The organism is Paenibacillus sp. MCAF9, assembly GCF_052114265.1.
GTDB lineage: Bacteria > Bacillota > Bacilli > Paenibacillales > Paenibacillaceae > Pristimantibacillus.
Genome location: NZ_JBFREL010000007.1, coordinates 218,178 through 243,662 on the forward strand (window position 1 = coordinate 218,178; position 25,485 = coordinate 243,662).

Below are 25,485 nucleotides of genomic sequence, written 5' to 3' on the forward strand. Positions count from 1 at the left end.
CATAGATGAGCAAATTTGCGGGAATAAACAATGCCGAGATTACATCGGGGCAATGCGCTAAAATATTGTTTTTATTTGCACTTGGAAGTGCAGCGCTCATATTGCCAACAATGGTGACGTCGATTGCCAAGCAGGATGGCTGGATTTCAATGGTGCTCGCAGGACCGTTTAATTATTTCATACTGCTCACTTATCTAGCGCTTGCTGATCGTTTTCCAAAGCTGACTTTGGCGCAATACTCGGAAAAACTGCTGGGGGTTTGGCTAGGAAAAGTAGTAACTTTACTGTATATTTCTTATTTTTTGTTGTTAAGCGCATTGGTACTGCGGAATATATCCGATTTTTTGAATTTATCCGTATTGCCAGAGACACCGGAGTGGTTCATTAACCTCACCTTTATGATTGTGGTTATATATGGTGTTCTTTTAGGCATTGAGACGATTGCAAGAACGGGTGAGATTTTATTTGGATGGGCGGCCTTAGTTATTGGGATTGTTCTCATTGCTTTGTTCAATCAATTTAATTTTCAAAACTTTGAGCCTTTCTTGTACGACGGCTGGATAAGGCCGATTAAGGGGGTCTATCCGATTCTCGGGTTCCCTATTGCGGAATTCGTGTTTATAACGACGATTTTCCCGCTTGTACGTCAGGAGGATCGCAAAAAATTAAGAAAAAAACTGAAGCTCTCTGTTTTTGCCATTGCGTTTGTAAGTACGCTGATTACGATTTTTTTGGTTGCTGTAATGGGGGTGCAAGAAGCGGGCAGAAGTCCGTTTGCCGTCTATGATATGGCGAAAAACATTAATATCGAAGAGATATTGGTACGTGTTGAAATATTAGTTGCGATGGTTTGGATCGGAACGGTCTTTATGAAGCTTGCGCTTTGCGTTTATGTACTGACGGTTTTAACGGCTCAAATGCTTAAGCTTTCTACCTATCGTCCATTGGTCATTCCCTATGCTTTTGTCATTGTGCCTATCTCGCTCATGGTATATCGAAATGCGGCTCATGCGCATGAATTTGGCATTGGAGTATGGACGGTCTACAGCTTGCTGCATGGTTGTGTTGTACCATTATTGCTGCTCCTGGTTGCTGTTATTAGGGGGAAAAAGGATACGAGCGACGGTCGGTTTCAAGATGAGCAGAAGTCCAGCAGCCGCAGGCAAAAAGGGAATGAAGCAGCAGAAGGGGATTCCGATAAAACGAACAAGGAACCTGCCCTAGGCACAACTCCATCATAGACGGCGGTGGAAGCATTTGTTATAATTGTGAGGAAAATTGACCAAGCGGCTACCTACTCAAATTTACGGAGGCGATCGTGTGGAACACTACTCCAATAATTATGTCGTCGTGGCTATTTTTATCGTGCTTGGCATTATGCTTCCCGTCGTTGCATTAACTGTAGGAAGACTGCTAAGGCCGAATAAGCCAAGTGAGCTCAAACAAACCACCTATGAAAGCGGAAATGAGCCGGTAGGTGAGGGACAGGTCCGTTTTAACATCCGCTATTACTTGTTTGCACTAATGTTTGTCATCTTTGATGTAGAAACCGTTTTCTTATATCCTTGGGCCGTCGCATATAATAAGCTCGGCTTATTTGTGCTAGTCGAAATGTTGATTTTTGCGGGAATGCTGCTTATTGGTCTTCTATATGCCTGGAAAAAGAAGGTGCTGAAATGGAATTCAGTTTAGAATCAATTTCGTTAGAGGAACGCAAAGAGCTGGAACGCAACGTATTTATGGGCACCTTGGAGCAATTGAAGGCTTGGGCAAGAAGCAACTCGTTATGGCCGCTCACATTCGGTCTTGCTTGCTGTGCGATTGAAATGATGGGAACGGGAGCATCGCATTATGATCTGGATCGTTTTGGAGTGATGTTCCGTACCTCGCCGCGACAGTCTGACGTGATGATTGTGGCCGGTACAGTTACGAAGAAGATGGGTCCCCTTTTACGCAGGCTTTATGATCAAATGCCAGAGCCGAAGTGGGTTATCGCAATGGGATCCTGCGCAACGGCTGGCGGACCTTATATTAAGTCCTATTCAGTCATCAAAGGCGTCGATCAGATCGTACCTGTTGATGTGTATATTCCGGGCTGTCCGCCTAATCCGGCCGCGCTGATCTATGGCATCAATAAACTGCAGGAGAAAATTCGCTATGAAGCGAAGACTGGGAAGCGGGTGACCAGTCGATGAGTGAAGAGGATAAACCGGTCGCAGAGACGCCTCCCGTAGACCCGGAGAAGGAAGCCAAGCTGAAGGCAACTGCGGAAGCACGCGCAGCGAGAGCGGCAGCAAAAGCTAAGGCCGAAGCAGAAGCGAGTGAAGCAGAGCCGGAGCAGCCGAAAGCACCTTCGCCAAGGCAGCCTGAGCTTGATGCCATAGTCGCGCTTCTGAAGCAGGAAATCGCAGAAGCTTCGGTAGAGGATGCCTATGTAAATGAACTGAATGGCGATATGCCGATGATTATTTTACGCAATGAACACTGGCGTGAAGCTGCAAAGCTGCTTAAGGAGCACGAGCAGCTTCAATTTAATTATTTGCGTAATGTGTCAGGTGTCGATTACGAGACCCACATAGAAGTGGTATATCATATGATCTCGCTTGGAACCAAAAGAGAGGTCGGAATTAAGATAAAGACGGAACGGGAAGCGTCAGCCGTCTATTCGGCAACACCAGTCTGGGCAACAGCGAATTGGAATGAACGTGAAATTTACGATTTACTGGGAGTTGATTTTCCTGGACACCCCGATATGCGGCGGATCATGATGCCTGATGATTGGGTGGGCCATCCGCTGCGCAAAGATTATGAGTCGATAGATTCGGAGGTGTAGGCAGCCCTTGATTCGTACAGAAGAACTGCTACTAAATGTAGGTCCTCAGCATCCAAGCACGCATGGCGTATTCCGGATTATCGTTAAGCTTGATGGTGAAGTCATAACCGAAGCGACACCTGTCATGGGTTATTTGCACCGAGGCACAGAGAAGATCGCGGAAAACTTGAATTTCACGCAAATCATCCCCTACACCGATCGAATGGATTACGTCTCTGCAATGACTAATAATTATGTTCTCGTACATGCAGTGGAAACGATGATGGGGCTTGAAGTACCGCAGCGGGCGGAGTATCTCAGGCTTCTCGTTATGGAACTGCAGCGTATAGCCAGCCATCTAGTATGGTGGGGAACTTATCTGCTTGATATTGGGGCAATGAGTCCGTTTCTTTACGCATTCCGTGACCGGGAAATCATTATCGATTTATTTAATGAGCTGTGCGGCGCAAGATTAACTTACAACTACATGCGAGTTGGCGGAGTGAAGTGGGATGCGCCTCCGGGCTGGCTGGACAAAGTGCGCGACTTTATTCCTTATATGGAGAATAAGCTGCAAGAGTATGATAAGCTCGTCAGCGGCAACGAAATTTTCCTTGCCCGCATTAAAGGGATAGGAAAATATGATGCGGCAACAGCAATTGATTATGGCTTATCTGGAGCCAACTTGCGTTGTACAGGTGTAGACTTTGATATTCGCAAGGCGGAGCCCTACAGCTTGTACAGCCAATTTGAATTTGATGTACCGCTTGGAAAAGTGGGAGATTGTTATGATCGCTATCGGATTCGGCTGGAAGAAATCCGCCAAAGCTTGCGTATTTTGAAGCAGGCGCTGGAGCAATTCCCTTCAGGCGGGGAGACGATGGGGAAGGTTCCGCGCGCAATAAGGCCCCCTGCAGGCGAGGTGTATGTGCGGATCGAATCGCCGCGCGGCGAAATTGGCTGCCATATCGTATCCAAAGGCAAAGCAGAACCCTATAGGCTCAAATTCAGAAGACCGTCATTCGTTAATTTGCAAATACTGCCGAAGCTGCTTGTAGGCGAAACGATGACAAACCTCATTACGATACTAGGCGGCATTGATATTGTCGTCGGGGAGGTCGATTGCTAATGCAGTCATGGCTTAACCAATCGCTAACTTGGGGAAATGCACTTGTGCTGTTCCTTTGGGCTGTCGTATTTTTATTCATTGTGCTTGGTTTCGTCACGTACGCCATTTATTTCGAGCGTAAAGTAATCGGGTGGATGCAGCTTCGCATCGGTCCCAATCGCGTAGGGCCCTTTGGCTTGCTGCAGACGGTAGCGGATATTTTTAAGCTGCTCATTAAAGAAGACACGATTCCGAGCAAGGCAGATCGGGCATTGTTCATTCTTGCGCCTGCCCTAGCATACATACCGGCATTCTCCGTACTCGCTGTACTTCCCTATACACAAAACTTATATTTCGCAGATCTGAATGTTGGTTTGCTCTATTATGTAGCCCTTTCAGGCATCTCGACGCTTGCCATCGTGCTTGGCGGCTGGGCTTCCAATAATAAGTATGCGCTCCTTGGGGGTATGCGCTCGGCGGCACAAATGATAAGCTATGAGGTACCGCTTGTTATTTCGGTAGTAGGCGTTATTTTGCTTAGCGGAAGCTTGAATCTGCGTGATATTGTAGCGGCGCAGGATGGCGGCTGGTTTTGGAATTGGAACTTCATTCCTCAAATTATCGGTTTTATTGTCTTTATTATTGCAGCTGTATCCGAGCTCAATCGTACGCCCTTCGATTTGCCGGAGGCGGAATCTGAGCTTGTTGCAGGTTATCACGTTGAATATAGCGGCTTTCGGTTTGCATTTTTTATGCTCTCGGAATACGTATACGTTTATGCCATTGCTGCATTAACAACAGTATTGTTTCTGGGCGGCTGGCACGCACCGGCGCCATTTCTTGATTTTGTACCGGGTATTATATGGTTTTTGCTCAAATTTGCGTTTATTGTGTTTTTCTTATTTTGGATTCGTGCTACACTGCCGCGCATACGGGTAGATCAGCTTATGGGTCTTGGCTGGAAGGTGCTGCTGCCGGTGTCGCTGCTTAATGTGTTTCTAACGGCTGTATATTTGGAGCTGTTTATTAAGAATTAGCAAAGGGGAGAAGGAAATGAAAGGAATGCTGCAAGGACTGGGTGTAACGCTCAAATCAATGACGGCTCCAAAAGTGACCACCTCCTATCCTGATGTGCCCTTTGTCATGCCGGACCGCTTCCGTGGTATTCAACACTTTATCCCGGATTTATGTATCGTTTGCAACCAATGCGCACGCATTTGTCCAACCGACTGCATTACGCTGACAGGCAAACCGAACCCGGACCCTGATAAAAAGGGCAAGGTAATCGATACTTTTGATATTAATTTTGAAATATGCATCTTATGTGATCTGTGCACCGAGGTTTGTCCGACCGAAGCGATCGTTATGTCCAATCATTTCGAGCTGGCAACCTTCAGCCGCGATGATTTGTTCAAGGATGCAGAATGGCTGACAGACAATAATACACTTACTCGGCAGGACAATAACAATATCGGAGCGCCGGCCAAAGGGGGCGCAAAATAGTTGTTCAATATTGATTTTACAGGCGAATTTGTCGCTTTTTTTATCTTCTCAGCCATCATGATATGCGGCGCTGTCCTAATGATCAGCTTAGAGAAGGTCGTACATATGGTCATCTCTATGGCTGCTGTATTTCTAGGCTTAGCCGGAATGTTCGTGCTTCTGGAAGCTGAGTTTGTCGCATTTGTTCAGGTGCTTATCTATGCTGGAGCAGTCTCGATTCTAATGATATTCGGTATTATGATGACGAAACATCAGCCAGGCGAGCGTGAGCCGGTGAAGCCGCTCCATGAAACGCTTGCCGCCGTAGGCGCGCTCAGCTTGTTTGGCCTATTGTTTTATGCGATCCGTTCAACAACTTTTCCAGAGCCGCAGTCTTTTCAAGCTGGAGAAGACAATACGATGGCAATTGGCGAGCTCTTATATACAGGGTATGTGATACCGTTCGAGCTGCTCTCGGTGCTGCTGACGGTAGCATTTATTGGAGCAATCGTACTTGCTAAAAAGGAGGAGGAATAATTACATGCTTCCTTCCTATTTAACGATGGCGGCTATTTTGTTTTGCATTGGGCTATATGGCGCATTAGTGAAAAGAAATGCAGTCGTCGTACTGCTCTCGCTTGAGCTAATGTTGAATGCGGTCAACTTGAATCTTATTGCCTTCTCCAAATATGGTGTTGTTCCGTCATTGACGGGGCAAATTTTTTCATTATTTACAATTACAGTCGCAGCGGCAGAAGCAGCGATTGGGGTAGCTATATTAATAGCATTGTTCAGATTGCGCGGGACAGTTAATGTCGATGAGTTTGACAAAATGAGGAGGTAGCGCGGCGTATGAATATGTACTCACAGACGGCTTGGTTAATTCCGCTGTTTCCGCTGGCAGCATTCCTCGTTTTGACGGCGCTCGGTCGAAGCTATCGACGAGCGGGCGTTATCATCGGTTCGCTTGGATCATTTGGCGCCTTCGTTCTATCTTTGCTTATTATGATTGATCGACTTGGTACCAATGAAGTGGATTATAATTATTCCTTTGATTGGATTGCTATCGGAGATTATACGCTGAAGATTGGTTTCGAGGTGACCAACCTGACAGCGCTTATGCTGGTGGTCGTGACACTCGTCAGCTTTCTCGTGAATGTATACTCGGCCGGTTATATGAAAAATGATGAGCGAATAACCGTGTTTTTTGGTTATGTTGCCTTGTTCACATTCTCTATGCTGGGACTTGTATTATCCGATAATTTATTATCGCTTTATATTTTCTGGGAACTAGTCGGCGTATGCTCGTTCTTGCTCATTGGCTTCTGGTTTACACTGCCCAAAGCGCGAGCGGCGGCCAAGAAGGCATTTATTGTAACAAGAATCGGCGATGTTGGCTTGCTGATCGCTATTATGCTCCTTTTCTGGTATATGCCGGATCATGCCCTTGATTTCACTACGATTCAAAGCGTATTTGATGGGCAATCGGGTGCGATTACGAACGGGATTACGACTTTGATTGCTTTGCTTATTTTTGTAGGCGCGATCGGCAAATCAGGCCAGTTTCCGCTTCATGTGTGGCTTCCTGATGCAATGGAGGGCCCGACACCGATCAGTGCACTGATTCATGCTGCTACTATGGTTGCGGCAGGCGTATTCCTTATTGCACGAACGTATGATATTTTTCAGGATTCTGCAGCTGCTATGGAGACCATCGCATATGTAGGCGGTTTTACAGCTATATTCGCTGCGACGATTGCACTCGTACAAAAGGATATTAAACGGATATTAGCCTATTCCACGGTCAGCCAGTTGGGTTATATGATGATGGCGCTTGGTCTGGGTTCCTTAACAGGCGGCATCTTCCACCTGTTCACGCACGCTTTCTTCAAAGCGCTGCTCTTCCTTGGTGCTGGCAGCATTATTCATGCGGTACATACACAGAACATTCATGAGATGGGCGGACTTGCCTCGAAAATGAAAGTGACGACATGGACGTTCGCAATCGGCGCTTTAGCGCTTGCTGGCATTCCGCCATTATCCGGCTTTTGGTCGAAGGATTTAATTTTGACGGTTGCTTGGGAGACGAATCCACTATTATTTATTGTAGGTTTGGCAGCCGCTTTCTGTACGGCGCTTTATATGTCTCGGTTGTTCTTCCTTGTATTTATGGGAAAACCAAACGAGGCCTCTTCTCATGCGAGTGAATCACCAGTTTCGATGACGCTGCCGATGATCGTGCTGGCTGCTCTCGCCATTGTTGTTGGGTTTATTGAGACGCCATGGAACGGCGCATTTGGCTCATGGATCACTGATGGGGGAGAGTCCTTGCATAAAAGCGGCATCGCCATTGTTGCATCCATTGCGGTTGGCCTTTTAGGTATCTATATTGGCTGGCTCATCTATGGAAAAAACAGTGTGAACAAAGATGTGCTGCAAGAAAAAATGCCTAAGCTAGTCAAGCTGCTGGAAAATAGTTATTACATCGATGAGCTTTATGCCGTTATCATAGTGAAGCCGCTGAAGCTGATTGGCTCTGCGCTTATGGCGTTTGATTCTTATGTCATAGGCGGAATCGTGAGGATGACAGGCACGGCTGTAACCTCGGCTGGGAGAGTGGCTGCCCGTCTGCAGAACGGTCAAGTACAAACCTACGGTTTGGCAGCTGTTATCGGGTTCGTCATTCTTGTGGCTGCTATCGTTGGAAGGAGGTTCCTGCCATGAGCATCCTGAGTGACATTCCGATATTATCACTTATATTACTGGCACCGCTGCTTGGTATCATCGTTCTGCTGCTGCTTCCGAAGCAGCGCAGCAGCTGGATGAAAACAACGGTTGTCATAACCACATTAGTTCCTTTGCTGCTCTCCTTGTGGCTTTATGCTGATTATAATAAGCAGCAGGGCGGGGCGGCATATGACGAGCAATATAGCTGGGTGGAAGTGCCGCTAAATAAAGAGGTGCCATCGGGCGTATCCGAATTTAAGTTTACGTTTCAATATGAGCTCAGCATTGACGGTCTGTCGCTTCCGCTTCTGCTTCTCGCAACGCTCGTATCTGCAATGGCTGCACTTGCAGCAGTTCATATCAAGAAAAGATGGAAATCTTTTTTCGTATGGTTTCTGCTGCTGGAGCTCGGAATGCTTGGCGTATTTTTAGCCCGTGACCTATTTTTGTTTTTTGTATTTTTCGAGATTACGCTTGTTGCGATGTACTTCTTAATCGGAATTTGGGGTTACTTCAATCGCGAGCGTGCGGCTAATCAGTTTTTAATCTATAACGGAATTGGTTCAGCCATTATGCTGATTGCGTTCGTTATTCTCGTGAACACAGCTGGCTTCCGCGTGGATCAAGTAGGCGAACAAGTTAGCTTTATCTACAGCGGCAGCTATACAGACATCTTCCGCAACATGGCGGACGCATCCGCTTGGGTTAACCTGACTAATGAGCAGCTTGGTTCAATTAATCCATTCCAGTTGACGGATACGATGCAATGGGTGCTGTTTATTATGCTGCTGGTTGCTTTCGGCATCAAGCTGCCGATATTTCCATTCCATACTTGGATGCTTAAGGTGCACACAGAAGCTCCGACCTCGATTGTCATGATTCACTCCGGGATATTACTGAAAATGGGCGCTTATGGATTACTGCGATTTGGGATTATGCTCTTCCCTGATCAAGCGCGACAATTTGCGACAGTGCTCGCTGTGCTTGGCGTCATAAATATACTGTATGGAGCGCTGCTAGCCTTCAGGCAGCGGGAGTTTAAACTAGTGCTTGCTTATTCCTCCATCAGCCATATGGGTATCGTATTGCTCGGGATAGCTGCAATAAACGAGATTGGCTTGCAGGGAGCTGTATACCAGCTTATATCGCACGGACTCATATCTGCCTTGTTATTTCTGATTGTTGGCAGCATCTATGAACGAACGGGAACGACCGAGCTGCAAGAGCTGGGTGGGTTAGCGCGGTCTATGCCATTTATAAGCGGCGTACTGCTGACTGCGGGGCTCGCTTCACTCGGTTTGCCGGGCTTATCCGGTTTCATAGGGGAGTTTCTATCGCTGCTCGGCCTATTCGAGTCGCATCGCTGGTTGACTGCGGCTGCGGCGCTGGGCATTATTTTGACCGCTGTCTATATGCTTCGCGCTGTACTTAAGATTACATTTGGTCCACAGCGTGAGTCGTTTGGAGCATTTAAGGACGCAAGGCTAATTGAGGCGGCTCCCATGATTGTGCTGCTTGCATTCATTGTGCTTCTCGGCTGTTTTCCTTCCGTCCTTACGGATACTGTGCAGCATGGCATGGATAAGCTGTTCGGACAATTACTTGCATCAAGGGCGGGGGGATAAACCATGTACGAAGGCGTTTCATTTATACCACTAACATGGACGGATATGCTCTACCTTGCCCCTGAGTTTATGCTGGCCGCCATGTTTTTGTTTCTTGTTGTATTGGATTTGTTCTTGCCGAAGCGTGTGAACAGAAAATTCACAGGGTGGCTGACGTTAGCGGGCATTCTTGCATCACTGCTGCTAGTCGTGCTCCGGGTGTTGGATATGAATCAGGGAGGAGCATCTGCCGACTCTATCCATCTGCTAAGCAACAGCTACCGCATTGATGATTTCGCCAGCCTGCTGAAAATTGTATTTTTAACGGGTACTGCGCTTATCATCCTGCTCGCCATTGGATCGGATCGGGATGAAGTGGAGATAACAGACAAATCAGAGTATTTCTATTTGGTGCTTCCCGCGCTTATGGGCGCGATGATGATGGCTTCATCAGGAAACCTGGTTACGTTGTATATCGGATTAGAGCTTCTTAGTATTACAAGTTATGTATTGGTTGGCATTAGGCGCAAATCAACTTTGTCTGCTGAAGCGGCATTCAAGTATGTCATTACGGGCGGGATTTCCTCGGCGATGGTGTTGTTCGGCATGTCGTACATTTACGGCATAACCGGATCAGTCGATTTGGGTGTAATTGGGGATGCTTTGCCGCGGGCGATGCAGGATTTCAAAGCGCTTGCTTATGTGGGCTTCCTGTTTATGATTGCTGGATTCGGCATTAAGATTGCAGCGGCTCCGTTTCACGCGTGGGCGCCTGATGTATATCAAGGGGCTCCAACGCCTGTGTCGGCTTTTCTAGCGGTTATTGCCAAAGGTGCTGCGCTGGCTGCTATATTTAGGGTTATGTTTAGCACTAGTTTATTCAGCGCAGCGGGAGAAGCGGCAAAAATATCAAATGATCTCTTCCTGGTCCTGCTGGTGATGGCTGCTGCAGCGATGCTCGTCGGAACGACAGCTGCGCTTAAACAAAGGAACGTGAAGCGATTGCTGGCCCTATCAGGAGTAGCCAATGCGGGTTACATGCTGGTGCCTATCGGTATTTCAATAACGATGGTTCATAGCAGCAACTTCTCTGAATTTGTTTATTATTTGGTTGCTTACTTGTTTATGACGATAGGAGCGTTTGCTGTCTTTACGGTAGTTAGCCGCGCATCGGGGCATGAGGAGCTGAAAAGCTTCGCGGGCATGTACTACCGAGCGCCTTGGACGGCAGCGGCTATGGTAGTATTTATCTTGTCTTTATCAGGCTTGCCGATTTCCGGCGGATTTTTTGGGAAGCTGTTTATCTTGCTCGGTGCAGCGAATGCTAAAGCTTATTGGCTCGTAGCCGTTATCGTCGTAAGCAGCGTCATTTCTTACTATTTCTACTTTGGCATTGTTCGTCAAATGTTCATGCGCAGCGGAGAAGAAAATAATGAAGTGCGAATATCTGGAGCAACGGGAGTTGTGATCTGGCTGTGTGCAGCAGCAACGATTGCACTAGGTATTTTCCCAGGACCGTTAATGCAATGGATTGATGCCATATTCTCGATCAAGGGCGATTTAATGATGATGGGATAAGCAGATTGTAGTAGAGTGATGCGAAGCATTCGTATTCTAGAGGTGTGAAAATAATAGGTCGTTTAAGTAGATGATGAACGGATGTCTATTTAAACGATCTATTTTTTTGTTTAATCGATGAAGGGGATTTTCGAAGCGGCACAGAGGAAATAGAAAGTAGTTTATAAGCTGAAAATTAGCCTTAAAGTTAAAGTTACTGTTAAGGACACAGACTGTAGCAGCAGTTTTAGATATGATGATAGTAATGGCTGGATTATAGTCATTTCTTGCATATAGCAAGAAATGAGGAAGCTGTCTGATGCTGTTTTTATCAGGAATTACGAGCAGAAATATAATTACAGTGTTTCAGCGGAGAATGTTGCGGGTAATGTGCAGCAGGGGAAGTGTAGGTTCATAGTATAGTAGACATGAAGTACTATTCTTTCTATGTGAACCAGTGTTGCCGCTCGTCTATATTTACCGGGAAATAATAGTTTGTGCCGAATACTGACGTTCCGAGCTGTGGAGCGGGATAGTTGTAGGACTTTTGTCCTTTTTGTCTTACAGAAACAAGGGAATTGATACCTGCAAAGAGAAATTGTAGTTAAGGAATATCCAATTGAAAGTGGGAACAAACCATAACCCGTTTCATACGAAAAGGCAGAAAATGATGAGCACTCAAAAAGAACCAAAGCGATTACGAAATTCACAAATGATTAGTCAGAGCCCATCTGATGATCGACAGGGCTCTGCGCTCAAAAAGCATACAGCTCGCTTGTCTATGCAAGCAATCGCCATTGCCACGCTCGCCGCGCGCAAGCTCCTTCGTCGCGCGCTGCCCGCGCTGCTGATCGGGAGCATCACCCTCGGGGGCATAGCCCCCGCAGGGTTCGCTCCCGGAGCGGCGCCTACGGCGCTGGCCGCAGCATCCCCTGCGGCTGAGGGCGCCGAAGGCGCCGATGCAGAGCAGCCGCAAAGCTGGCTGCTCAAATGGCGTGACCCCGCGCTAGCGCATGAGCTGCGCGGGACAGAGGTGCTCCGCCGCCAGAATGAGGCGGCGGTCATGCTCGTACGTCCGGCCGCTGAAGGCGCGGACGTACAGGAATGGCTCGACCGGCTGCGAAGCCTGCCGGGCGTAGAGTACGTGCACCCGAACAATAGGGTGCATATGCTTGCTCTGCCTGCCGGCGAGTCGGAGGACGCAGCCTCGGCAGGCTCAGAGGCCGCGCGCAGCAATGCACGGCCTAAAGAGTCTTCACCATCCAATGTATCACCCGCAGCTTCTGTACCTAACGAAGCATCGCCCTCAGAGACACCTTCGACTCCGCCAGCGGCGCCGCAGGAGTCTGAGGCTGCTTCCACAGCGAAGATTGCCGCAGCGGCTACAGCATTGAAAGCAAATGATCCTGAGTTGTCTAAGCAGCTTTATCTCAGTCAGATCGGCGCGCAAAAGGCGTGGGAAACCGTTCGCGAGCAGCAGCAGCTTACGATAGCGATCGTGGATACAGGTGTTGATTTGGAACATCCGGATTTGAAGCCTAATCTTGTTCCAGGCGCTAATCTAGTGAGCCCTGGCGAGTCGCCCGATGATGACAATGGGCACGGTACAAGTGTAGCAGGTGTTATCGCAGCTGTAGGAAATAACGGCATTGGCGTATCAGGCATACTGTGGAAAGCCAAAATCATGCCGATAAAAGCGCTGGATCACCGAGGTGACGGAACAGAACAGGAGCTCGGCGAGGCCATATTGTATGCCGTTCGCAGCGGAGCAAGCATCGTTGTGCTGTCGGTTGGCCTGCATCGATTTTCTCCGTACATGCTCGACATTGTACAATATGCGGAAAGCAAAAACGTACTGCTCGTAGCAGCGGCAGGCAATGACGGCGTCACCTTTGGAGAGAAAGCTGCGGTAAAATACCCGGCAGCTTATCCGACGGTACTCGCTGTCGGTGGCGTCAAGTCGAATAATACGGTCGATAGTCGATCGAATCGAGGCACTGAGCTTGATCTTGTCGCACCTTGGAATGTATATACAACAGCCATTGGTGGACTCTATAAGAAAGAAGAAGGAACTTCAATGGCGGCTCCGCAAGCCGCAGCTGCTGCAGCGCTCATATGGGCTCGCTACAAGGACATGAAGCCTTACCAGATACGCGAGCTGCTGCGCCAAACAGCTAAGGATATTGGACTGCCAGGTGCGGACAGCACGTCAGGCTACGGTGTGCTGCAGATCGACCAAGCGGTACGTTCAACCTTGAAGCCAGACGGCTTTGAACCGAATGACACCCAATCAACTGCTGCACGGTTTCCGCTGAACAGCCAAATTTCGGCTTTGCTGCAGGGCGTATCCGACCATGATTGGTATCAAATCGATGCGCCGTATGATGGCACGCTGACCATACAATATGAAGGGCTTGTTCCTAGCGGAAAGATTGTTCCGCCTGTTAGGCTCACCCATTACATGAATGGCGTGAAGCAAAGCACGAGCGATACGAAGCTTGCAAGCAGGTCCATTGATCTTGAGGTTAAAAAAGGGCGGCAGCTCATTCATCTGGAGCTCATCAATCAGAGCAGCAATGATGAATTGCCTTATCTGCTCACGTCTTCTTTTACGATGAAGCCGGATGATTACGAGAAAAATGATAAATCGTTTGAAGCCTATACATTGCAGCCTCGTACGCAGTCGATTACGGGAAACTTTCATCAAACCGCCGATCGCGACTGGTTTACGGTAACCTTTACGCAGAGCGGGAAGCTAAGTCTTACGCTTAGTACGAATACGGCACGTATTGATCCTGGGCTTGCTATACAGAAGGCAGGGCAACAATTAATGGTGTACGATGATGAGGGTGAAGGGGAGACTGAGCAGTCGCCAGTCATAACTGTGACTCCTGGTAAATATTATATTCGTGTTCACAATGCGATCTCCTCAGAAGCTAGTCCGACCATAGGCACCTACATATTGAAGATGGATTATATGCCAAAATATGATGATCCGAATGAACCAAACGATAAATCGTACGAGGCGTTTATGATTAATCCAGGTACGGAGTACCTTGGTGTAATTAGCAGCTACTCCGACGTAGATTGGTTTCAAATCCGGGTTTCAAACGCCAGCATCATCAGCATGACGGTAAACGGTGTGCCGCTTGACGTTGATTTGAGCCTCTTGCTCTATGATAAACGGATGAAGCAGCTTACGGCATCCAAAACAAAAGCAAGCGGGAAGCTGCAAACCGAAGAAAAGCTGCTGCAGCCTGGAGTGTATTACGTGAAGCTGGAAGCAGATGCTCCTTTTGACAAGCAGTATTATCGCTTAAAGGTAAAATCAGAGGAGTTGGTTGCTGGATTCCGTGATATTAAAGGTCATTGGGCTCAAAATGAAATCATCGCGTTAAACAAAAAAGGCATTATTAACGGAACAGGACAAAATCGTTTTGAGCCTAGACGCTCCATAACGAGAGCTGAGGCTGTTTCAATGGTTGTGAAGGCATATAAGCCAGCTTCATCAAGTCGCGTGCAAGGGAAGCGATTCAAAGACGTCCCATTAAAACATTGGGCTAATGATGCGATTACGAGGGCTGTAGAGCAAGGCTGGGTAAAAGGATTCCCGAATGGCGAGTTCAAGCCGGATCAGCCGATTACAAGGGCGGAAATGGCAATGATTATCGGTTATGCGGAAGGTGTACGGCCTAAGCTGCCTGTTATTGATCCGTTCGCTGATGTACCAAAGTCTCATTGGTCAGCACCCATGCTGTATGCCATGAAGTTGAACAAACAAATTGAAGGGATAGAATCAAATCTGTACAAACCAAGCCTGCAGGCTAGCCGTGCAGACTACACGGTGCTGCTCCACCGATTTATCACCTAATATTTTCATCAAACAAAATGGCTTCCAGTTACGTTAATAATATGAAGCAATGAAATGCTGCTTGTAAAGCTGCTTGAGTTTGAAGCTTAAAACATGAAAAAGCTCAGGAGGCATCATGGACGTTAATTATGGTCTTATAAATGGTTTGCAAAACTACACCGGAATGACCGGGTTGTTTTCTATAATCATTGTTATTCTCAGCATTATTCTGGTGTGGTTTGTATTGCAAGAGGTGAAATGGGAAGCTTTTTTCCGTTTTCCAAAGAGTCCAAAGGCCCGTTTGTTTCAAGTATTTGTTGCTATTATTATGGGTCATTTGTTAGCAAAATTCATCTTGGAATATTGGGGCTACACCGTTCTTCTCAAATCGTTTGTCGAATAACAAAAGCGAAACATGTCAACAATGGGTAATACATGACGGTCTCAAAAAGCCGATGGCTTGCGAATAGGTATAAATCAGGACCCGTAATCGAACCGGAAACGTAGTTTTTTCGTGAAAAAGAGACGTTTTTGGAGAAAAAAGTCATAAAATGCGCTGGGAATGACATGTAAAAAATGGTAATAATATAACGCTTGTCGATTGGTGTAATTGAGTGATAAGATGAAGGTTGGGTAAAGTGAGATAAACCTTTTTTTTCACAAATAGGAAATAGAAAATGCAGTTCGCGGAGGGAACCAAAAGATGACCAAAATTATCGTCCGCGGAGGCCAGCGTTTGAAGGGAACGGTCCGTGTTAGCGGAGCAAAAAATGCAGTACTCCCCATTTTAGCGGCCTCATTATTGGCGACAGAAGGAGACAGCGTCATCTATGACGTACCCCTCCTCGACGACGTTATGACGATTCAGAAGGTGCTTGCCTCTTTAGGCGCACAATTATCCTATAATAATGAAACGATGCGCATTACAGCGCAGTCCATTACGAATTATGAAGCTCCTTATGAGCTTATTCGAAAAATGCGGGCATCCTTCTTAGTTATGGGTCCTCTTCTTGGTCGGATAGGCAAGGTAAGAATTTCATTGCCTGGCGGCTGTGCGATCGGCACTCGTCCGATTGATCAGCATTTGAAGGGCTTTGAAGCGATGGGCGCTGAAATTACGCTTGGACAGGGCTTTATCGAAGCCAGTACAAAGACGCGTCTTAAGGGTGCGAAAATTTACCTAGACGTAGCCAGCGTAGGCGCAACGGAAAATATTATGATGGCAGCTGCTTTAGCAGATGGCACAACGATTCTTGAGAATGCAGCCAAAGAACCGGAAATCGTGGATTTGGCCAACTATATCAATGCTATGGGCGGCAAAGTTCGTGGCGCTGGTACAGGAGTTATTCGTATTGAAGGCGTGGACCGGATGTATGGCGCAGCCCATAATGTGATTCCTGACCGTGTTGAAGCAGGCACGTATATGATTGCGGCTGCTATTACAGGCGGTGACGTATTCGTTGAAGGTGCAATTTCTGATCATTTGACGCCGGTAATCTCTAAGCTGCAGGAAATGGGCGTAGAAATTACGGAGAGCGATAACGGAATTCGTGTACAATCGAGCAAGCAATTGAAATCGGTTGATGTGAAAACATTGCCGCATCCAGGTTTCCCGACAGATATGCAATCTCAAATGATGGCTCTTCTCCTCGTATCTGAGGGAACAAGCGTTGTGACGGAAACGGTTTTCGAAAATCGTTTTATGCATGTCGAGGAATTCCAGAAGATGAACGCTCAAATTAAAGTCGATGGACGTACAGCTATCGTTAATGGCGGTATGCCGCTAACGGGTGCAAAGGTATGCGCTACCGATTTAAGAGCAGGAGCAGCACTTATTTGTGCGGCTTTGCGGGCGGAAGGCGAGACTGAAGTAACAGGTCTGCATCATGTGGATCGCGGTTATGTCAACATTACAGGCAAGCTTGCAGCTCTTGGGGCTGATATTCATCGTATTGAGCTGATTAGCGAGGAAGACACGGCGGCAAGCAAGACATCCGTTTCGGTCCAAGTTACATCGGCAGTGCGTGATACCGCTGCTGTAGTGGCGATCTCTTCAACGTCTTCTGATGTGGATACAGCTGCTTCCTTTAAGCGTGAGAAAGAGGTTGCGGTTCTCAAAGTTCAGCCGACGTGGGCTTAATTTTCCGTTAAGAACAAGATAAAGAAGCTGTTTCAAATAAGTCGCAAAGGGCTTATCTGAAACAGCTTCTTTTTGTTTGGACAATCTATACTTTTGAATTATTTATTAAGTATAATAAGGCTAACCATTTAGCTATAATGGTTACTACTACTGCAATAAGCAAAGGGGCGGCCATGGCAACGATACACGATGTGGCAAAAATAGCGAACGTATCCGTGACGACGGTTTCCCGCGTTTTAAACAATCGGGGTTATATTAGTGAAGCAACGAGAACGAAGGTTTATCAAACGATGGAGCAATTAAATTACCAGCCGAATGAGATTGCCCGCTCTTTACTAAGAAAACAATCTAACGTTATTGGTCTTATTATACCTAGTGTAGCTCATCCTTTTTTCAGCGAGCTCGCGAATCACATAGAAAACTATGCTTATGAGCTCGGCTTCAAAATGCTGCTTTGCAATTCCCAGCTTGACCCGCAGAAAGAAAAGGATTATATCGAAATGCTGAAGCGCAATCGTGTGGATGGCATTATTATGGGCAGCCATACGCTTCAGGTCGATGAGTATAAACATTTGAACTCGCCAATTGTTACGATTGATCGTCAAATCAGCAGTGAAATTCCGTATATCTCTTCCGATAATTATGCAGGCGGGAGCCTTGCGGCACAATTGCTGGTTGGTGAGGGCTGCAAAAAAATTGCGCATATATGCGGTAATTTGGAGCTTCATTTGCTTGCAAATCAGCGTACAGAAGCGTTTCAAGCCGTGATGAAGGAGAAGGGGATCGAGCATGTCATTATTCAGACTGATATGAATGTGTTTGATCAACTCCAGTACGAGCAAATTATACATCAGCTGTTTCAGGATCATCCCGATCTGGATGGCATTTTCGCAACGAGTGATATTATTGCTGCTTTTGCAGTTAAGGAGTGTGTGATCGCCGGCAAACGAATCCCGGAGGATGTGAAAATTATCGGTTATGACGATATTAGCGCAGCCAGATGGCTCACGCCTGAGCTGACAACGGTGAAACAGCCGATTGCAGGAATTGGAAAAATGGCGATTGATTTGATTATGAAGCAGATGAACGAGGAAGCTTTCGAATTCGAAAATATTTTACCGGTTGAACTGATTAAACGAGCTTCTACATAGATTGAAAAAACGTGAAAAACCCAAGCGCAGCAAGGGTTTTTTGTTTTTTTAAAAGTTATGTCAATCGTTTAACATGTCAAACGATTGACATACTCTTATTCACAATTATATAATACGTTTTGTAAGCGGTTTACACGATCGGTAAATCGTCTTTCAATCTTTTTCAATCTCAAAAAATTGGGGGCAATCAAATGAAATCATTGAAATGGATGCAGGCGATAGCATTATCGCTAATGGTAGTTATGGTTGTAACGGCATGTGGCAATTCGAATAATGCGGGATCGTCTAATGGAGGTTCTGCAGTAAAGATATCGTTGCTTAACTCGAAGGGCGAGATTCAAGCCCAGCTCGAAGAGGCTGCGAAAGTATTTAAAGAGGATAATCCTAACATTACGCTTGAAATTATACCGGTACCGGCTGGACAGTCACCTTTTGAGAAAGCGTCTGCGCTTTATGCATCAGGAAACCCGGCTACCATTACGATGCTCGATACAGGAGATGTTGAGAAATTCAAGGATCGTGTTCTTGATCTTAGCGGTGAGAAGTGGATGGCGGATGCCGTTGACCGCAGCACGGCGCTAACGACATTTGATGGCAAAAACTACGCTTTCCCGCTTGCAGTTGAAGGTTATGGTTTTATTTATAACAAAGCTGTTGTAGATCAAGCGGTAGGCGGAACATTTGATCCAGCAACGATTAACACAACAAGCGCACTTGAAGAGCTGTTCAAGAAAATCGAAGCTTCGGGAAAAGCGCCGCTTATTATCTCGCCGATGGATTGGTCTCTGGGAGCACATTATTTGCCGCTGGCTTACGCGGGTCAATCAGCTGATACGGCTGCAGTTGCAAAGTTCATAGACGATTTGAAGGCTGGAACAATCGATTTAGCTAGCAATACGGTTTTCAATGGACTAATGGATACATTCGACATCATGACAAAATACAATATCGACAAAGCTTCCCCATTGTCCGGTACCTATGAGCGCGGTCCAGAGGTGCTTGGTAAAGGAGAGGTGGGCATCTGGTTCCAAGGGAACTGGGCTTGGCCACAAATTAGCAGCTTTGATACGGCAAGCGGACAATACGGCTTTCTACCTGTCCCTATAAGCAACAATCCAGATGATTTTGGCAATACACAAGTGTCTTCTGCGGTTTCGAAGCGTTTGGTCATCGACAAGGAAAAAAATACGGCTGAGCAGCAGGCTGCTGCAAAAACGTTTTTGGAGTGGATGGTATACAGCGAGAAGGGGCAAGACTTCCTCGTGAACAAAGCGAATATTATTCCAGCATTCAAGAACATTACACTTGAAGCGAAAGATCCGCTTGCAAAGTCTATTTCTGAACATATCGCAAACGGCAAAACAGAGGATTCAATCAGCACGCTGCCAGCTGACCACTGGGCTAAGCTTGGCGCATCGATGCAGAAATATTTAGCAGGTGCTTCGGATCGTGCGGAGTTGACGAAAGATATTGTGGAGTATTGGAAGACGGTTAAATAATCCTTAATAGCTTATAGAAGGCTTACCCCGCCAAACGACGGGGTAAGCTGTTTACTCTTTATCGTATTTTGACTTACAAAACCATGCTTGAATGTGAGGGATCATGATGATAACGGAAAAAGGGCTGTGGAATCGATTGCGATTGCGGCTGCTGTTTACCGGACCGACTTTGTTTGCTTTTCTTGCTGTAATGATTATTCCATTCTTGTATGGGATTTATTTGACCTTTACGAATTGGGATGGCATATCGACGACAAGCAGTTTGGTTGGATTTGAGAATTACGTAGCGGTATTCAAGGATGCTGTTTTTTGGAAATCCTTTTTGCTTACGTTAAAATATGTTTTTATTTCAGTTGCCCTTATTAACGTCGTTGCGTTTTTGCTAGCCTACGTATTAACGAGAGGATTGAAGGGGCAAAGTATTTTTAGAGCAGGCTTCTTTATTCCCAACTTGGTAGGCGGCATTGTACTCGGCTTTGTATGGCAATTTATTTTCTCGAATGTACTCGTGTATCTAGGCAAAGAATGGGGTATTCCGTTATTCAGCTCCTCATGGCTGGCTGACCCGGACAAAGCCTTCTGGTCGATGATTATCGTCACGGTATGGCAATATGCCGGTTATATGATGGTTATTTATGTAGCTGGGCTTATGAATGTGCCTAAGGATATTTTGGAGGCAGCAAGTATTGATGGTGCGAGCTTATGGACGAAAATGCGCAAAATGATTTTGCCGCTGATGGTTCCATCGTTTATCGTCTGTATTTTCCTATCACTGCAAAGATGCTTTATGGTTTATGACCTGAACGTTTCACTCACAAAAGGCGGACCGTTCAAAAGTACGGAAATGGTATCGATGCATGTTTACGAGAAGGCATTTCTATCGCGGGATTATGGCGTAGGCCAAGCAGAAGCATTTGTCCTGTTCCTGCTTGTGGCGACGATTACCATAGCACAGGTTTATTTTAGCAAGAAGCTGGAGGTTGAGGCGTGATGGAGAAAAAGAACCAATGGCTCGCATGGACGAAGTTCATCGCCCTCTTCGTTATTTTAGTTCTGTTCGTCGTTCCTTTCTTTATGCTGCTCATCAACTCATTTAAGGAAAACAAGGCAATCACATCAAGTCCGCTTTCCTTGCCGGATAGCCTAAGCTTCACGAACTATACAAATGCATTTGAAAAAATGAATTTCATATCGGCATTTATGAACTCTGTAGTCATAACTGTGCTTAGCGTTGTGCTTATCTCTATTTTAGCTGCAATGACGGCTCATTATTTTGTGCGAAACCAAACAAAAACGAACCAATACATGTTTTTTCTTATGGTTGCGGCCATGATCATACCTTTCCAAGCCATTATGATCCCTCTCGTCAAAATATACGGAACCATTGGTCTTCTTAATAGCAAATGGGCCCTTATTTATATGTATGTTGGATTTGGCAGTCCGCTGGCCGTCTTTATTTATCATGGGTTTGTAAAAAGCATACCAGCCGAGCTGGAAGAAGCGGCGCTTATCGATGGCTGCACGCGGACGCAAACTTTCTTCCGTATCGTATTTCCGGTGCTTGCTCCGACGACGGTTACGATTGCCATTTTGAATGTATTATGGATTTGGAATGACTTTTTATTGCCTTCCCTCGTGTTGATTTCGCCGGATGAGCGGACACTGCCGTTGTCTACTTTCTATTTCTTCGGTACGTATTCGGTTGATTATGGACCATTAATGGCAGGGCTTATGCTGACCATATTGCCTGTGCTTGTTGTCTACTTGTTTGCGCAGAAATATATTATCCAAGGAGTCATGCAAGGCTCAATTAAATAATAAGTAAGGGTTGGATGCTTTATTTTGTATACAAGAGAAAATGCCGACACATTTATTGCAGAACGCAAGTATTTGTTGAAAGAGGAATACCGCCTTGCTTATCATTTAATGAGCGAGTTTGGCTGGATGAATGATCCGAATGGTTTTGTTTATTATAACGGTGAATACCATATGTTCTATCAGCATTATCCCTATCAGCCCGTATGGGGGCCTATGCACTGGGGACATGCGGTTAGCCATGATCTCATCAAGTGGAAGTACCTCCCGGTTGCACTTGCGCCCGATCAGGACTATGACCGTGACGGCTGCTTCTCTGGCAGTGCTGTTGAGCGGGATGGCAAGCTGTATTTGATGTATACGGGACATTTGATAACGGGCCCTAATAGAGAGCTTGATTATAGTCAAAATCAAAATATCGCAGTTTCCGACGATGGCATCCATTTTGAGAAGCTGGCTAGCAATCCTGTCATTGGTTCAGATCAAATACCGTCAGGATTCAGCCAGAAGGATTTCCGAGATCCGAAGGTATTCGAGCACGACGGTGTTTATTATGCAGTTTTAGGGTCAAATGATGGACAGGGACACGGACTTATTTTGCTATATCGTTCAACGGACCTTGTGAGTTGGAGTTTTAGCGGGGAAATCGCGCGCAGTGATGGGAAGCTTGGCGACAACTGGGAGTGTCCTGATCTGTTTGAGCTCGGAGGGCGTGACGTGCTGGTGATGTCGCCGCAGCGTATGCCTGCGCAAGGAGATGACTATCGTAATCTGCATTCCACGACCTATATGATTGGACGCTTGGATATTAAGCAAAGCAGATTTCAGTATGATCGGTATGAGCCGGTTGACTGCGGCTTTGATTTTTATGCTCCGCAGACAACAGTTGATGAAAAAGGCAGACGCATTATCATCGGCTGGATGGAGGCATGGGAACAAGAAATTCCGACGCAGCTTGGGCATTACTGGGCCGGCGCTATGACTTTGCCGCGCGAAGTTATTTTGCAGGGTGAGTCGTTATTGTTCAAACCGCTTGAGGAAATGAAAAATTACCGGAAAAATGCTTATGAGGCAAGCGATATTAACTTATCAGATATTGTTAAAGATATGGGAGTTAGCGGCGATTGTTATGAGCTGGAGGTCGTATTCCACGCAGATCAAGCCAAGGAATTTGGATTGAAGCTGAGGGTGCACGGCGAGGAAGAAACCGTATTGTCTTATCAGCAAGCAGAAGGCAAATTCCGTTTTAATCGCGATAAGTCAGGGATTGGTCTTGGCGGTGAGCGCAGGACGAGTGTTGAACTGAAGGATGGTTTGCTGGCTTTGCGCATATTCGTCGATAAATCCTCCGTCGAGGTGTTCATTCAAGGCGGCGAGAAGGTGATGACAGGCCGTATTTACCCAGGTACTGAATCTCTCGGCATATTCGCCTACGCAGAAGGTGCTTGTAATATGGTATCCTTTAAAAAATGGGACATTAGCTAGGGGGGCTTAATCTGTCTAAACTATATACGATTGGTGAAGCGTTAATTGATTTTATTCCGGATACTCGCGGCATTGAACTCAAAGATGTCGTTGGTTTCACGAAGGAAGCAGGAGGCGCTCCAGCTAATGTTGCTTGTGCGGTTGCGAAGCTAGGCGGCAGCAGTGCCTTCATAGGTAAGTTGGGTAAAGATGCTTTCGGTGACTTTCTCTTGGAAACGATGAAAGCGTCAGGTGTTGATACCCAGCATGTGCTTCAAACGAATGAAGCAAATACTGCTCTTGCGTTTGTAAGCTTAAAAGCCGACGGGGACCGCGATTTTTCTTTCTACCGAAATCCAAGTGCCGATATGCTGCTTTCAGAGGATGAGATTAACGAAGAGTGGTTCGCTAAAGGAGATATTTTACACTATTGCTCAGTAGATCTTATTGAAGCTCCTGTGAAATATGCACATCTCAAAGCGATTGCGGGAATGAAAGCAGCAGGAGGACTCATCAGCTTTGATCCTAACGTGCGCCTGCCGCTATGGGCAGATCATGAGCAGTGCAGACAAACGATACTGCAATTCATTCCTTTGAGCCATCTTGTCAAAATAAGCTCGGATGAGCTTGCTTTTGTGACGGGAATTGAAGACGAGAAAGAGGCTATTGCTTCTTTGTTTGTCGGAGACGTTCAAGCTGTTATTTACACAAAGGGAGCGGATGGTGCGGTGTGGTATACGTCTTCCTACGAAGTATCTACTCCTGGCCAGAAAGTAGCCGTTGTGGATACGACTGGGGCTGGCGATGCTTTTATTGGAGCGCTGCTGTACCAGATGCAGCGAAGTGAAGAAGCGTTAAGCGAAATGAATGGCGATACGGCCAAACGTTTGGTTTCGTTTGCGAACGCCGCCGCTGCTCTTACGACAACAAGAGCTGGCGCGATTTCGTCGCTGCCTGTTTTGCAGGAGCTTCCTCCTTTATAAGTGCACTTTATGAGAGTATGTTTCTTTCTCGTCAGTTTGGGTGAGGGGGACATGCTCTCTTTTTTATGTGTTAAGGTATGGATAGATGGCAGGTATGGCAGGTATGGCAGGTATGGCAGGTATGGCTGTAAGCACGTAGGTGTTCTTACAGCGAAGAAACGGCGTGGTTAGCTGTCTGTAAGCACGTATACGTTCTTAAAGTGCTAATTTGGTGTATGCGTCGGCTAAAAAGAATGGCTGTAAGCACGTATGTGTTCTTACAGCGAAGAAACGGCGTTGGTTAGCTGTCTGTAAGCACGCATACGTTCTTATAGTGTGAATTCGGCGTATGTGGCGGCTAAAAAGAATGGATGTAAGCGTACCTGTAGTACTTGAATAAGTAGAGAGCTCGTGAAGCTTGAAATTGCCGGTTACACGATGTTTATAGTGCGTGGTTACTTCCTGTTAAGCCCGGAAGATACCCGAAAGTTGTTTTTGATACCCTGTAACTTTCTTCTAACATATATTTGTTCCTATTTGATATCTAAATAGGGCTATTTGACGCACACCTTGCTCGCATGTACTCAAGTGATAGTTTGTAATGTGGTAAGCACTTGTCATAGAATTAATAAAAATCATTCATTTTGAATATCGAAGGGTGCGTTGTTGTATGGCTGCCATGAAGGTCATTGTCGCTGAAATCGAAAAAGACATAGAAGTAAAAGAAATAGAAATAAATGAGAACATCTACGATGGATTAGAAGAAATTGCAGAGGGCAACGTCGAGTCTATTACTATATGGAATGACGTTGTTTTATGGATTAACATGGACTTGCAGACAGATGGATCAGCATACAATTTCCATCTTACAGAGAAATTGCGAATCAGAAATCAGGATGAGTATGAACCTAAAGTATCCATTATTGGAAATGCTGTCTTCACTGGAACCGATGAAGACGGCGAACCGGTTGGGTTGACAGAAGACGAGATTAAGGCTGTCATGAGCAACTTCATCGACCGTAAGACCTATCACCAATTTACTAGAAAATAATACGAACGAATGAGGACGGAGAGGGATCTCCGTTCTTTTTTTATTTCTTTTCTTTATTTAGTAACATTGCCCCTGCTGACGATTTCTTGCCGCCTTACATATTATTTCATAATGATATGTATGCTCCCATCCGTTCAATAGGCGGGAGCTATTTAACGTACAAGTTTAGAGCAGAGGAAAAGCAATGATTAGTTGTTTGTAAGCACGCATGCGTTCATGTATTTACGCCAAGCTTCCTACAGCATAAAAGGAGCAAGCTTGTT

22 protein-coding genes are annotated in these 25,485 nt (G+C 46.2%); all 22 read left to right on the forward strand.

Annotated features, from left to right (window positions below; genetic code table 11):
• The first annotated feature begins 5 nt into the window (after nucleotides 1–5).
• Complete coding sequence (locus AB4Z45_RS15090; protein WP_441910177.1) at nucleotides 6–1,241, forward strand: GerAB/ArcD/ProY family transporter; 1,236 nt, start codon at nucleotides 6–8, stop codon at nucleotides 1,239–1,241.
• A gap of 136 nt (nucleotides 1,242–1,377) precedes the next feature.
• Nucleotides 1,378–1,692 carry an NADH-quinone oxidoreductase subunit A gene (locus tag AB4Z45_RS15095; protein ID WP_256710814.1) on the forward strand — a complete coding sequence of 105 codons (315 nt, stop codon included), beginning with the start codon at nucleotides 1,378–1,380 and terminating at the stop codon, nucleotides 1,690–1,692.
• Entirely contained in the window at nucleotides 1,677–2,195 is a 519-nt protein-coding gene (locus AB4Z45_RS15100; protein ID WP_076266244.1) for a NuoB/complex I 20 kDa subunit family protein, read from the forward strand. The genes AB4Z45_RS15095 and AB4Z45_RS15100 overlap by 16 nt, the downstream gene beginning before the upstream one ends.
• On the forward strand, nucleotides 2,192–2,833 hold the full coding sequence (locus tag AB4Z45_RS15105) for an NADH-quinone oxidoreductase subunit C (RefSeq protein ID WP_441910179.1): 642 nt from the start codon (nucleotides 2,192–2,194) through the stop codon (nucleotides 2,831–2,833). Before AB4Z45_RS15100 ends, AB4Z45_RS15105 begins: the two co-directional genes overlap by 4 nt.
• A 7-nt stretch (nucleotides 2,834–2,840) precedes the next feature.
• Nucleotides 2,841–3,941 carry an NADH-quinone oxidoreductase subunit D gene (locus AB4Z45_RS15110; RefSeq protein WP_076266242.1) on the forward strand — a complete coding sequence of 367 codons (1,101 nt, stop codon included), beginning with the start codon at nucleotides 2,841–2,843 and terminating at the stop codon, nucleotides 3,939–3,941.
• On the forward strand, nucleotides 3,941–4,957 hold the full coding sequence (nuoH, locus tag AB4Z45_RS15115) for an NADH-quinone oxidoreductase subunit NuoH (RefSeq protein WP_441910180.1): 1,017 nt from the start codon (nucleotides 3,941–3,943) through the stop codon (nucleotides 4,955–4,957). Before AB4Z45_RS15110 ends, nuoH begins: the two co-directional genes overlap by 1 nt.
• A 16-nt stretch (nucleotides 4,958–4,973) precedes the next feature.
• Nucleotides 4,974–5,423, forward strand: coding sequence for an NADH-quinone oxidoreductase subunit NuoI (nuoI, locus tag AB4Z45_RS15120; protein ID WP_054025448.1), 450 nt, complete (start codon nucleotides 4,974–4,976; stop codon nucleotides 5,421–5,423).
• Nucleotides 5,424–5,939, forward strand: a complete 516-nt coding sequence (locus AB4Z45_RS15125) for an NADH-quinone oxidoreductase subunit J (RefSeq protein WP_076266240.1) — start codon at nucleotides 5,424–5,426, stop codon at nucleotides 5,937–5,939.
• A 4-nt stretch (nucleotides 5,940–5,943) separates the two neighbouring features.
• A complete protein-coding gene (gene nuoK / locus AB4Z45_RS15130) occupies nucleotides 5,944–6,246 on the forward strand; it encodes an NADH-quinone oxidoreductase subunit NuoK (protein WP_339205398.1) in 303 nt (100 codons plus the stop codon).
• An 8-nt stretch (nucleotides 6,247–6,254) separates the two neighbouring features.
• Entirely contained in the window at nucleotides 6,255–8,126 is a 1,872-nt protein-coding gene (nuoL, locus tag AB4Z45_RS15135; protein ID WP_441910181.1) for an NADH-quinone oxidoreductase subunit L, read from the forward strand.
• Nucleotides 8,123–9,754, forward strand: coding sequence for a complex I subunit 4 family protein (locus tag AB4Z45_RS15140; RefSeq protein ID WP_441910182.1), 1,632 nt, complete (start codon nucleotides 8,123–8,125; stop codon nucleotides 9,752–9,754). Before nuoL ends, AB4Z45_RS15140 begins: the two co-directional genes overlap by 4 nt.
• Before the next feature lie 3 nt (nucleotides 9,755–9,757).
• Nucleotides 9,758–11,311: an NADH-quinone oxidoreductase subunit N gene (locus tag AB4Z45_RS15145; protein WP_441910184.1), complete on the forward strand. Its 1,554-nt coding sequence runs from the start codon at nucleotides 9,758–9,760 to the stop codon at nucleotides 11,309–11,311.
• Nucleotides 11,312–12,002: 691 nt separating this feature from the next.
• Complete coding sequence (locus AB4Z45_RS15150; RefSeq protein ID WP_441910185.1) at nucleotides 12,003–15,161, forward strand: S8 family peptidase; 3,159 nt, start codon at nucleotides 12,003–12,005, stop codon at nucleotides 15,159–15,161.
• Between the two features lie 115 nt (nucleotides 15,162–15,276).
• Nucleotides 15,277–15,543: a DUF1146 domain-containing protein gene (locus AB4Z45_RS15155; RefSeq protein WP_076266234.1), complete on the forward strand. Its 267-nt coding sequence runs from the start codon at nucleotides 15,277–15,279 to the stop codon at nucleotides 15,541–15,543.
• A gap of 300 nt (nucleotides 15,544–15,843) precedes the next feature.
• A complete protein-coding gene (gene murA / locus AB4Z45_RS15160; protein ID WP_441910186.1) occupies nucleotides 15,844–17,280 on the forward strand; it encodes a UDP-N-acetylglucosamine 1-carboxyvinyltransferase in 1,437 nt (478 codons plus the stop codon).
• A gap of 173 nt (nucleotides 17,281–17,453) precedes the next feature.
• Complete coding sequence (locus tag AB4Z45_RS15165; protein ID WP_441910188.1) at nucleotides 17,454–18,431, forward strand: LacI family DNA-binding transcriptional regulator; 978 nt, start codon at nucleotides 17,454–17,456, stop codon at nucleotides 18,429–18,431.
• A gap of 191 nt (nucleotides 18,432–18,622) precedes the next feature.
• The gene (locus tag AB4Z45_RS15170; protein WP_083681614.1) at nucleotides 18,623–19,930 is read left to right on the forward strand and encodes an ABC transporter substrate-binding protein; all 1,308 of its coding nucleotides are present in this window, start codon (nucleotides 18,623–18,625) and stop codon (nucleotides 19,928–19,930) included.
• A gap of 106 nt (nucleotides 19,931–20,036) precedes the next feature.
• The gene (locus AB4Z45_RS15175) at nucleotides 20,037–20,921 is read left to right on the forward strand and encodes a carbohydrate ABC transporter permease (RefSeq protein WP_441874703.1); all 885 of its coding nucleotides are present in this window, start codon (nucleotides 20,037–20,039) and stop codon (nucleotides 20,919–20,921) included.
• Nucleotides 20,921–21,748 carry a carbohydrate ABC transporter permease gene (locus tag AB4Z45_RS15180; protein ID WP_441910255.1) on the forward strand — a complete coding sequence of 276 codons (828 nt, stop codon included), beginning with the start codon at nucleotides 20,921–20,923 and terminating at the stop codon, nucleotides 21,746–21,748. The genes AB4Z45_RS15175 and AB4Z45_RS15180 overlap by 1 nt, the downstream gene beginning before the upstream one ends.
• A 24-nt stretch (nucleotides 21,749–21,772) precedes the next feature.
• The gene (locus AB4Z45_RS15185) at nucleotides 21,773–23,230 is read left to right on the forward strand and encodes a glycoside hydrolase family 32 protein (RefSeq protein WP_441910190.1); all 1,458 of its coding nucleotides are present in this window, start codon (nucleotides 21,773–21,775) and stop codon (nucleotides 23,228–23,230) included.
• 11 nt (nucleotides 23,231–23,241) lie between these two features.
• Complete coding sequence (locus tag AB4Z45_RS15190) at nucleotides 23,242–24,192, forward strand: carbohydrate kinase family protein (RefSeq protein ID WP_441910256.1); 951 nt, start codon at nucleotides 23,242–23,244, stop codon at nucleotides 24,190–24,192.
• 649 nt (nucleotides 24,193–24,841) lie between these two features.
• On the forward strand, nucleotides 24,842–25,222 hold the full coding sequence (locus AB4Z45_RS15195) for a DUF3846 domain-containing protein (RefSeq protein WP_441910192.1): 381 nt from the start codon (nucleotides 24,842–24,844) through the stop codon (nucleotides 25,220–25,222).
• The last annotated feature ends 263 nt before the right edge of the window (nucleotides 25,223–25,485 follow it).

What these genes read in the sequence shown, in the direction of transcription:
- AB4Z45_RS15090 (WP_441910177.1), top strand. Translation starts at nt 6, where the DNA reads ATGAGCAAATTTGCGGGAATAAACAATGCCGAGATTACATCGGGGCAA.
- AB4Z45_RS15095 (WP_256710814.1), top strand. Translation starts at nt 1,378, where the DNA reads ATGCTTCCCGTCGTTGCATTAACTGTAGGAAGACTGCTAAGGCCGAAT.
- AB4Z45_RS15100 (WP_076266244.1), top strand. Translation starts at nt 1,677, where the DNA reads ATGGAATTCAGTTTAGAATCAATTTCGTTAGAGGAACGCAAAGAGCTG.
- AB4Z45_RS15105 (WP_441910179.1), top strand. Translation starts at nt 2,192, where the DNA reads ATGAGTGAAGAGGATAAACCGGTCGCAGAGACGCCTCCCGTAGACCCG.
- nuoH (WP_441910180.1), top strand. Translation starts at nt 3,941, where the DNA reads ATGCAGTCATGGCTTAACCAATCGCTAACTTGGGGAAATGCACTTGTG.
- nuoI (WP_054025448.1), top strand. Translation starts at nt 4,974, where the DNA reads ATGAAAGGAATGCTGCAAGGACTGGGTGTAACGCTCAAATCAATGACG.
- nuoK (WP_339205398.1), top strand. Translation starts at nt 5,944, where the DNA reads ATGCTTCCTTCCTATTTAACGATGGCGGCTATTTTGTTTTGCATTGGG.
- nuoL (WP_441910181.1), top strand. Translation starts at nt 6,255, where the DNA reads ATGAATATGTACTCACAGACGGCTTGGTTAATTCCGCTGTTTCCGCTG.
- AB4Z45_RS15140 (WP_441910182.1), top strand. Translation starts at nt 8,123, where the DNA reads ATGAGCATCCTGAGTGACATTCCGATATTATCACTTATATTACTGGCA.
- AB4Z45_RS15145 (WP_441910184.1), top strand. Translation starts at nt 9,758, where the DNA reads ATGTACGAAGGCGTTTCATTTATACCACTAACATGGACGGATATGCTC.
- AB4Z45_RS15150 (WP_441910185.1), top strand. Translation starts at nt 12,003, where the DNA reads ATGATTAGTCAGAGCCCATCTGATGATCGACAGGGCTCTGCGCTCAAA.
- AB4Z45_RS15155 (WP_076266234.1), top strand. Translation starts at nt 15,277, where the DNA reads ATGGACGTTAATTATGGTCTTATAAATGGTTTGCAAAACTACACCGGA.
- murA (WP_441910186.1), top strand. Translation starts at nt 15,844, where the DNA reads ATGACCAAAATTATCGTCCGCGGAGGCCAGCGTTTGAAGGGAACGGTC.
- AB4Z45_RS15165 (WP_441910188.1), top strand. Translation starts at nt 17,454, where the DNA reads ATGGCAACGATACACGATGTGGCAAAAATAGCGAACGTATCCGTGACG.
- AB4Z45_RS15170 (WP_083681614.1), top strand. Translation starts at nt 18,623, where the DNA reads ATGAAATCATTGAAATGGATGCAGGCGATAGCATTATCGCTAATGGTA.
- AB4Z45_RS15175 (WP_441874703.1), top strand. Translation starts at nt 20,037, where the DNA reads ATGATAACGGAAAAAGGGCTGTGGAATCGATTGCGATTGCGGCTGCTG.
- AB4Z45_RS15180 (WP_441910255.1), top strand. Translation starts at nt 20,921, where the DNA reads ATGGAGAAAAAGAACCAATGGCTCGCATGGACGAAGTTCATCGCCCTC.
- AB4Z45_RS15195 (WP_441910192.1), top strand. Translation starts at nt 24,842, where the DNA reads ATGGCTGCCATGAAGGTCATTGTCGCTGAAATCGAAAAAGACATAGAA.